The sequence below is a fragment of the Sphingomonas bacterium genome (assembly GCF_903643065.1).
Taxonomy (GTDB): domain Bacteria; phylum Pseudomonadota; class Alphaproteobacteria; order Sphingomonadales; family Sphingomonadaceae; genus Sphingomonas.
Map to the genome: position 1 here is coordinate 1 of NZ_CAHJWX010000161.1, position 5,680 is coordinate 5,680.

At 66.7% G+C, this 5,680-nt stretch carries 7 protein-coding genes; 1 reads left to right on the forward strand and 6 read right to left on the reverse strand.

Annotation, left to right across the window (positions count from 1 at the left end; genetic code table 11):
* From HUU95_RS07075 to HUU95_RS07085, 3 genes are all read right to left on the reverse strand, one after another.
* On the reverse strand, positions 1–352 hold a 352-nt coding region (locus HUU95_RS07075), incomplete at its 3' end, for an ATP phosphoribosyltransferase regulatory subunit (RefSeq protein WP_174279472.1).
* A gap of 75 nt (positions 353–427) precedes the next feature.
* The gene (gene serA / locus HUU95_RS07080; RefSeq protein WP_174279473.1) at positions 428–2,005 is read right to left on the reverse strand and encodes a phosphoglycerate dehydrogenase; all 1,578 of its coding nucleotides are present in this window, start codon (positions 2,003–2,005) and stop codon (positions 428–430) included.
* Between the two features lie 102 nt (positions 2,006–2,107).
* Positions 2,108–3,256: a phosphoserine transaminase gene (locus HUU95_RS07085; protein WP_174279474.1), complete on the reverse strand. Its 1,149-nt coding sequence runs from the start codon at positions 3,254–3,256 to the stop codon at positions 2,108–2,110.
* A gap of 178 nt (positions 3,257–3,434) precedes the next feature.
* Between HUU95_RS07085 and HUU95_RS07090 the strand changes: the two genes are divergently transcribed.
* On the forward strand, positions 3,435–4,325 hold the full coding sequence (locus tag HUU95_RS07090) for a TIGR00730 family Rossman fold protein (RefSeq protein WP_174279475.1): 891 nt from the start codon (positions 3,435–3,437) through the stop codon (positions 4,323–4,325).
* Between the two features lie 129 nt (positions 4,326–4,454).
* Here HUU95_RS07090 and HUU95_RS07095 read toward each other — a convergent pair whose 3' ends face one another.
* The 3 genes from HUU95_RS07095 to HUU95_RS14690 form a co-directional block, all read right to left on the reverse strand.
* A complete protein-coding gene (locus HUU95_RS07095) occupies positions 4,455–4,601 on the reverse strand; it encodes a hypothetical protein (protein ID WP_174279476.1) in 147 nt (48 codons plus the stop codon).
* A 632-nt stretch (positions 4,602–5,233) separates the two neighbouring features.
* The gene (locus HUU95_RS14685; RefSeq protein ID WP_302480098.1) at positions 5,234–5,365 is read right to left on the reverse strand and encodes a hypothetical protein; all 132 of its coding nucleotides are present in this window, start codon (positions 5,363–5,365) and stop codon (positions 5,234–5,236) included.
* 27 nt (positions 5,366–5,392) lie between these two features.
* On the reverse strand, positions 5,393–5,518 hold the full coding sequence (locus tag HUU95_RS14690) for a hypothetical protein (RefSeq protein WP_302480099.1): 126 nt from the start codon (positions 5,516–5,518) through the stop codon (positions 5,393–5,395).
* Between the last annotated feature and the right edge of the window lie 162 nt (positions 5,519–5,680).

A 5,680-nucleotide genomic window follows, 5' to 3' on the forward strand; every position in this document is an offset into this window, starting at 1 on the left:
GCGCCGGCGCCAGTTCGGTGGCGGCGAGCTTGAGCGTGGTGCCGGCATAGGACAGCCGCACCGGGCGCGGATGATGGCCCATGCGCGTCGCGGCGATCCGCGCGATCTGCGCGGTCAGGTCCGGCCGGATCGCCAGGATCGCGCCGCTCGCCGGATCGACGAACCGTACCGCGTCCGCCAGCGCGCCCGATTTGAGCCGCGTCGCCAGCGCGTCCGCGCCTTCGGCGAGCGGCGGATCGGCGCGCTCATAGCCATAGGACGCCGCGACCCCGAGCACGCGCGCCTCCAGCGCGGCGGCGGCGTCGGCGTGCGGCGGCAGGCGATCGTGGAAGCCGGCGGGAAGAAGGGTCATGGGAGGAGGCAATAGGCAATAGGCAACAGGCAGTGAAGGCGCTTTGCCCATTGCCCATTGCCTATTGCCTCTGACTCAAAACCGCAGCCCCATCGCCGTCCTCACCCCCGGCAGCGCCTTGACCCGGGCGAGCAGGTCCGCCGGCACCGCCTCGTCGACGCTGAGCAGCAGCACCGCCTCGCCCCCCGCCGCGCGGCGGCCGAGATGGAAGGTGCCGATATTGACCCCCGCCTCGCCCAGCAGCGTGCCGAGCCGCCCGATGAAGCCGGGTGCGTCCTCGTTGACGACGTACAGCATCGGGCCGGCGAGGTCCGCCTCCACCTTGATCCCGAACAGCTCGACCAGGCGCGGCGCGGTGTCGGCGAACAGCGTGCCCGCGACCGAGCGGTCGCCCGCCTCGGTCGAGACGGTGACGCGCAGCAGCGTGTGGTAATCGCCCTCGCGCTCGGTCCGCACCTCGCGCACCGTCAAGCCGCGGTCGCGCGCGAGGACGGGGGCGTTGACCATGTTCACCGTCGCGGTCTGCGTGCGCAGATAGCCGGCGAGCACGGCGGCGGTGATCGGCTTGGCGTTGAGCGTCGCCGCCGCGCCTTCCGTCTCCACCGCGACGCCGCGCACCGCGCCGGTGGTAAGCTGGCCGACCAGCCCGCCCAGCCGGTCGGCGAGCGCCATATAGGGCTTGAGCTTAGGCGCTTCCTCCGCCGACAGCGACGGCATGTTGAGCGCGTTGGTGACGCCGCCCGCGACGAGGAAGTCGGCCATCTGCTCGGCGACCTGGATCGCGACGTTGACCTGCGCTTCCGTCGTCGACGCGCCCAGATGCGGGGTGGAGACGAAACCGGGTGTGCCGAACAGCGGCGAGGCGGTGGCGGGCTCGGCGACGAACACGTCGAGCGCGGCGCCGGCGATGTGGCCCGAGTCCAGCCCCGCCTTGAGCGCCGCCTCGTCGATCAGCCCGCCGCGCGCGCAGTTGATGATCCGCACGCCCCTCTTGGTCCTGGCGAGCGCGTCGGCCGACAGGATGCCGCGCGTCTGATCGGTGAGCGGCGTGTGCAGCGTGATGAAGTCCGCGCGCGCGAGCAGCTGGTCGAGCTCGACCTTCTCCACCCCGATCTCCACCGCGCGCTCGGGCGTCAGGAACGGGTCGAACGCGATCACCTTCATCCGCAGGCCGCGCGCGCGATCGGCGACGATCGAGCCGATATTGCCCGCGCCGATCAGCCCCAGCGTCTTGGCGGTCAGCTCGACGCCCATGAACCGGTTCTTCTCCCACTTGCCGGCCTGCGTCGACGCGTCCGCCTCCGGCAGCTGGCGGGCGAGCGCGAACATCAGCGCGATCGCATGCTCGGCGGTGGTGATCGAATTGCCGAACGGCGTGTTCATCACCACCACGCCGCGCTGCGACGCGGCCGCGATGTCGACATTGTCGACGCCGATGCCGGCGCGGCCGACCACCTTGAGGTTCGTCGCGGCATCGAGGATCGCGGCCGTCACCTTGGTCGAGGAACGGATGGCGAGGCCGTCATAGTCGCCGATGATCCCGGCCAGCGCATCGGGCTTGAGGCCGGTGATCTCGTCCACCTCGACCCCGCGTTCGCGAAAGGTGCGCGCGGCCTGGGGGTCCATCTTGTCGGCAATCAGTACCTTGGGCATGTTCTGTACCTCGTCATCCCCGCGCAGGCGGGGACCCAGCTCCGGTCGGCTGGGCTAGGTTGGACGGTCGGGAGATGCGTCCCCGCTTGCGCGGGGATGACCTTACTGGGCGCTCGCCACCGCATGGGCCCAGTCGAGCCAGGGCCCGAGCGCCTCGATATCGGCGGTATCGACCGTAGCGCCGCACCAGATACGCAGCCCCGGCGGCGCGTCGCGATAGCCGGCGATGTCGAACGCGGCCTCTTCCCGCTCCAGCAGCGCGGCCATGCGCTTGATTAGCGCCTCGTCCGCGCCGGCGACGGTCAGGCAGACGCTGGTCGTCGAGCGCGACGCCGGGTCGGCGGCGAGGTGGCCGAGCCAGTCGCGCGCGGCGACGATCGCGTCCAGCGCGGCGGCGTTGGCGTCGGAGCGCGCGCGCAATCCCTGAGGCCCGATCCCGCGCGCCCATTCGAGGCACCAGATCGCGTCCTCCACCGCCAGCATCGACGGCGTGTTGATCGTCTCGCCCGCGAACACGCCCTCCGCCAGCTTACCTTTCGCCACGAGCCGGAAGACCTTGGGCAGCGGCCAAGCGGGGGTGTAGGTCTCCAGCCGCTCCACCGCGCGCGGGCCCAGGATCAGCACGCCATGCGCGCCCTCGCCACCCAGCACCTTCTGCCAGGAAAAGGTGGCGACATCGATCTTCGCCCAGTCGAGGTCATAGGCGAACACGGCGCTGGTCGCGTCGGCGAAGCTCAGCCCCTCGCGATCCGCCGCGATCCACTCGGCATCCGGCACGCGCACGCCCGAGGTGGTGCCGTTCCAGGTGAACAGCACGTCGTGGCTCCAGTCCACCGCGTGGAGATCAGGCAAGGCGCCATAGTCGGCGCGCACCACCGTGGGCTCGATGCGGAGTTGCTTCACCGCGTCGGTCACCCAGCCCTCGCCGAAGCTCTCCCAGGCGAGCGCGGTGACGGGCCGCGCGCCCAGCATCGTCCACATCGCCATTTCGAACGCGCCGGTGTCCGATCCCGGCACGATGCCGATCCGGTGGGTGTCGGGTAGCTGGAGCAGCTCACGCATTAGCTCGATGCAGTGGGCGAGGCGCACCTTGCCTAACTTGGACCGATGCGATCGACCGAGCGAGGCGGTGGCGAGCCGGTCGGCGGACCAGCCGGGCGGCTTGGCGCAGGGGCCGGAGGAGAAGAACGGCCGCACGGGCTTTACGTGCGGCTTGGCCGCGCCCACCGGGCGCGCGAGGGTGTCCGTCAATGCAACTCTCCTTGCAGAGAGCACGCGCGGCGTTGGGACCGCGTGGCCCGTCAACGGCGTTAGGGAAGGGCGGCGATGCGCGCAAGCGCTTCGTCATGCCGGGCTCGTCCCTGATCGGTGCGGGGCTGGCATGACGCAGGATGTTGCACCCCCGCGGCCACGCGACTAATTCGCCGCGATGACAGAAACCCGCGTTCCGTCCCGCGTCTTCCCACGCGCCAAGCAGGACGCCGAGAGCGCGCGGGCGGCGATCTCGACGCCGCAGACCGAGCATCCCGCCTACAAGCTCGCGTTCCAGGACCTCGACTTCCTGTTGCGCGAGGACCTGCGCCCCGTGCGGTTCCAGCTGGAGCTGCTCAAGGCGCAGCTGGTGCTGGACGAAGCGAAGATCGCGTCGACCTTCGTCTTCTATGGTTCGGCGCGCATCCCCGCGCCCGACAAAGCGCAGGCGATGCTGGACCTCGCCGCCGATCCCGAACACCGCCGCATCGCCGAGCGGCTGGTGGCGAAGAGCCGGTGGTACGAGGTCGCGCGCGAGCTGGCGCGGCTCGCCAGCCGGCTGCCGCGCGACGAGGGGGGACGGCGGCACTTCGTGGTCTGCTCAGGGGGCGGCCCGTCGATCATGGAGGCAGCGAACCGGGGCGCGGCGGACGTCGGCGCGGAGTCGGTGGGGCTCAACATCGTGCTGCCGCACGAACAGGCGCCCAACCCGTACGTCACGCCATCCTTGTCGCTCCAGTTCCACTATTTCGCGCTGCGCAAGATGCATTTCCTGCTCCACGCGCGCGCGCTGGCAGCGTTTCCGGGCGGGTTCGGGACGTTCGACGAGCTGTTCGAGCTGCTGACGCTGATCCAGACGGGCAAGATCCAGCCGATGCCTGTCCTGCTGTTCGGCCGCGACTTCTGGGAGCGGGTGGTGAACTTCCCCGCGCTGGTGGAGGAGGGCGTGATCTCCGAGCGCGACCTGTCGATCTTCACCTATGTGGAGACGGCGGAGGAGGCGTGGGAAAAGGTACGCTTGTTCTACGACGAGCGCGCCAAGGCGGAGCCGGCGCCGCCGGCTCCGTAGCCGCATCACTGGAGTACGATTGATAGCGGAGTTGGCCAAGGCCCGCCGGCGTCGCTCCGCTTTCCGGGGCTGATGGCGGTTTGCGTTAGAGAGGCGAACCGATCACATGCCGGCAGGCTGCTCAGCGCGTCAGTAAAACAGCTTGGGCAGATTGGTCAGGATCGCGACGATCATACCGATCAGGCTGCCGAGGATGAGGATTGTGCGCTGCGTTCGGGTCGCAGCTCGATCCACCGCCGTGTCGGTATCGTTCTTTGTATCGACCATGGTCGGCAAATGATTAAGTCGTTCCTTGATGCCCGCGACGTCGGTCGTGAGCGGGACTAGCCTGGAAAGCTAGATTTGTACGGCCTGCATTCGCGCTTCGAGTTTTGCCAGCCTAGCTTCCACACCGGTTGGTGGCCCACCGTCCCCGATACTTTGTTGCAACGCTTTCCGCTTCCGGCGTGATCACGAAATCCCTTTTCGACTAGCCAGACGTGAGAGGGGCCCGGTAGGGGGGAGGACAAAGAGCGCAAGCCCAGCTAATAATGGTCTCAAAACTACAGCCCATATCAAAGGCTCTGTCGCGGACAGACCGTGCGACAACCCATCCGTCACGAATAGCTCAATCAAAAGTGATGTTGCAATTAAGGCAGCGATACAGGCGGCCACGCGCGAATAAAATAAGCGGCCCAGTGCGACAACGATCACACTGCCGTATAGAATTTCTATGAAAAGCTCATCTCGATTCTGATGTGGACCCGAAACAAACATGCATAGGCCCATTCCTTAAATTAAATTAAAAAGTCCCCAGCCGATAAGGGGAATGAAAAAACAACGTCTAAAGTGATCTTTCTTAACGACATTTAGCACCTGACGGAACCATGTTGCTAAATAAAAAACTTATTTCCATAGCTGCTAATTGCTCAGCTATCCCAAAAATGCAATAGAGGGAGTGTATTTGACATCGAACCACATAGCGCCTGATTAGCAGCTTTGACTAAACGCTGCTGCTTCGGATTAATCTTCTCTAGGCCGATCATTTCGTTGATCGCCACCTGCTTGGCCCCTTCATCCGTCTTGCCCTAATCGGCGACCATATAGGATGATACCGTCAGAAGGGCCGATTGTGTGAGGTTGAGCGCTTCGAGCACCAGAACGGCGGGTTCGCCAATCTTGTCGAAGCCGATGTCCGCTTCCGGATGATCCATACTTTCACCCCGACGGTCACGATGCCTCACTTCCCGGCCTTTGCCCCCTGCCTGGTCGCCGCCGGATCGATCGATGGCGCGCCGCTGGCTGGCGTGCCGGTGTTGGCGATCGAGCCGGTGTCGGCGCGCTTGTCGGTGGCGACCGCGTTGATCGCCGAGGTG

Excerpts from the sequence above, each read along its gene's own strand:
- serA (WP_174279473.1), bottom strand. The coding sequence starts at position 2,005 with ATGCCCAAGGTACTGATTGCCGACAAGATGGACCCCCAGGCCGCGCGC.
- HUU95_RS07090 (WP_174279475.1), top strand. The coding sequence starts at position 3,435 with ATGACAGAAACCCGCGTTCCGTCCCGCGTCTTCCCACGCGCCAAGCAG.
- HUU95_RS14690 (WP_302480099.1), bottom strand. The coding sequence starts at position 5,518 with ATGGATCATCCGGAAGCGGACATCGGCTTCGACAAGATTGGCGAACCC.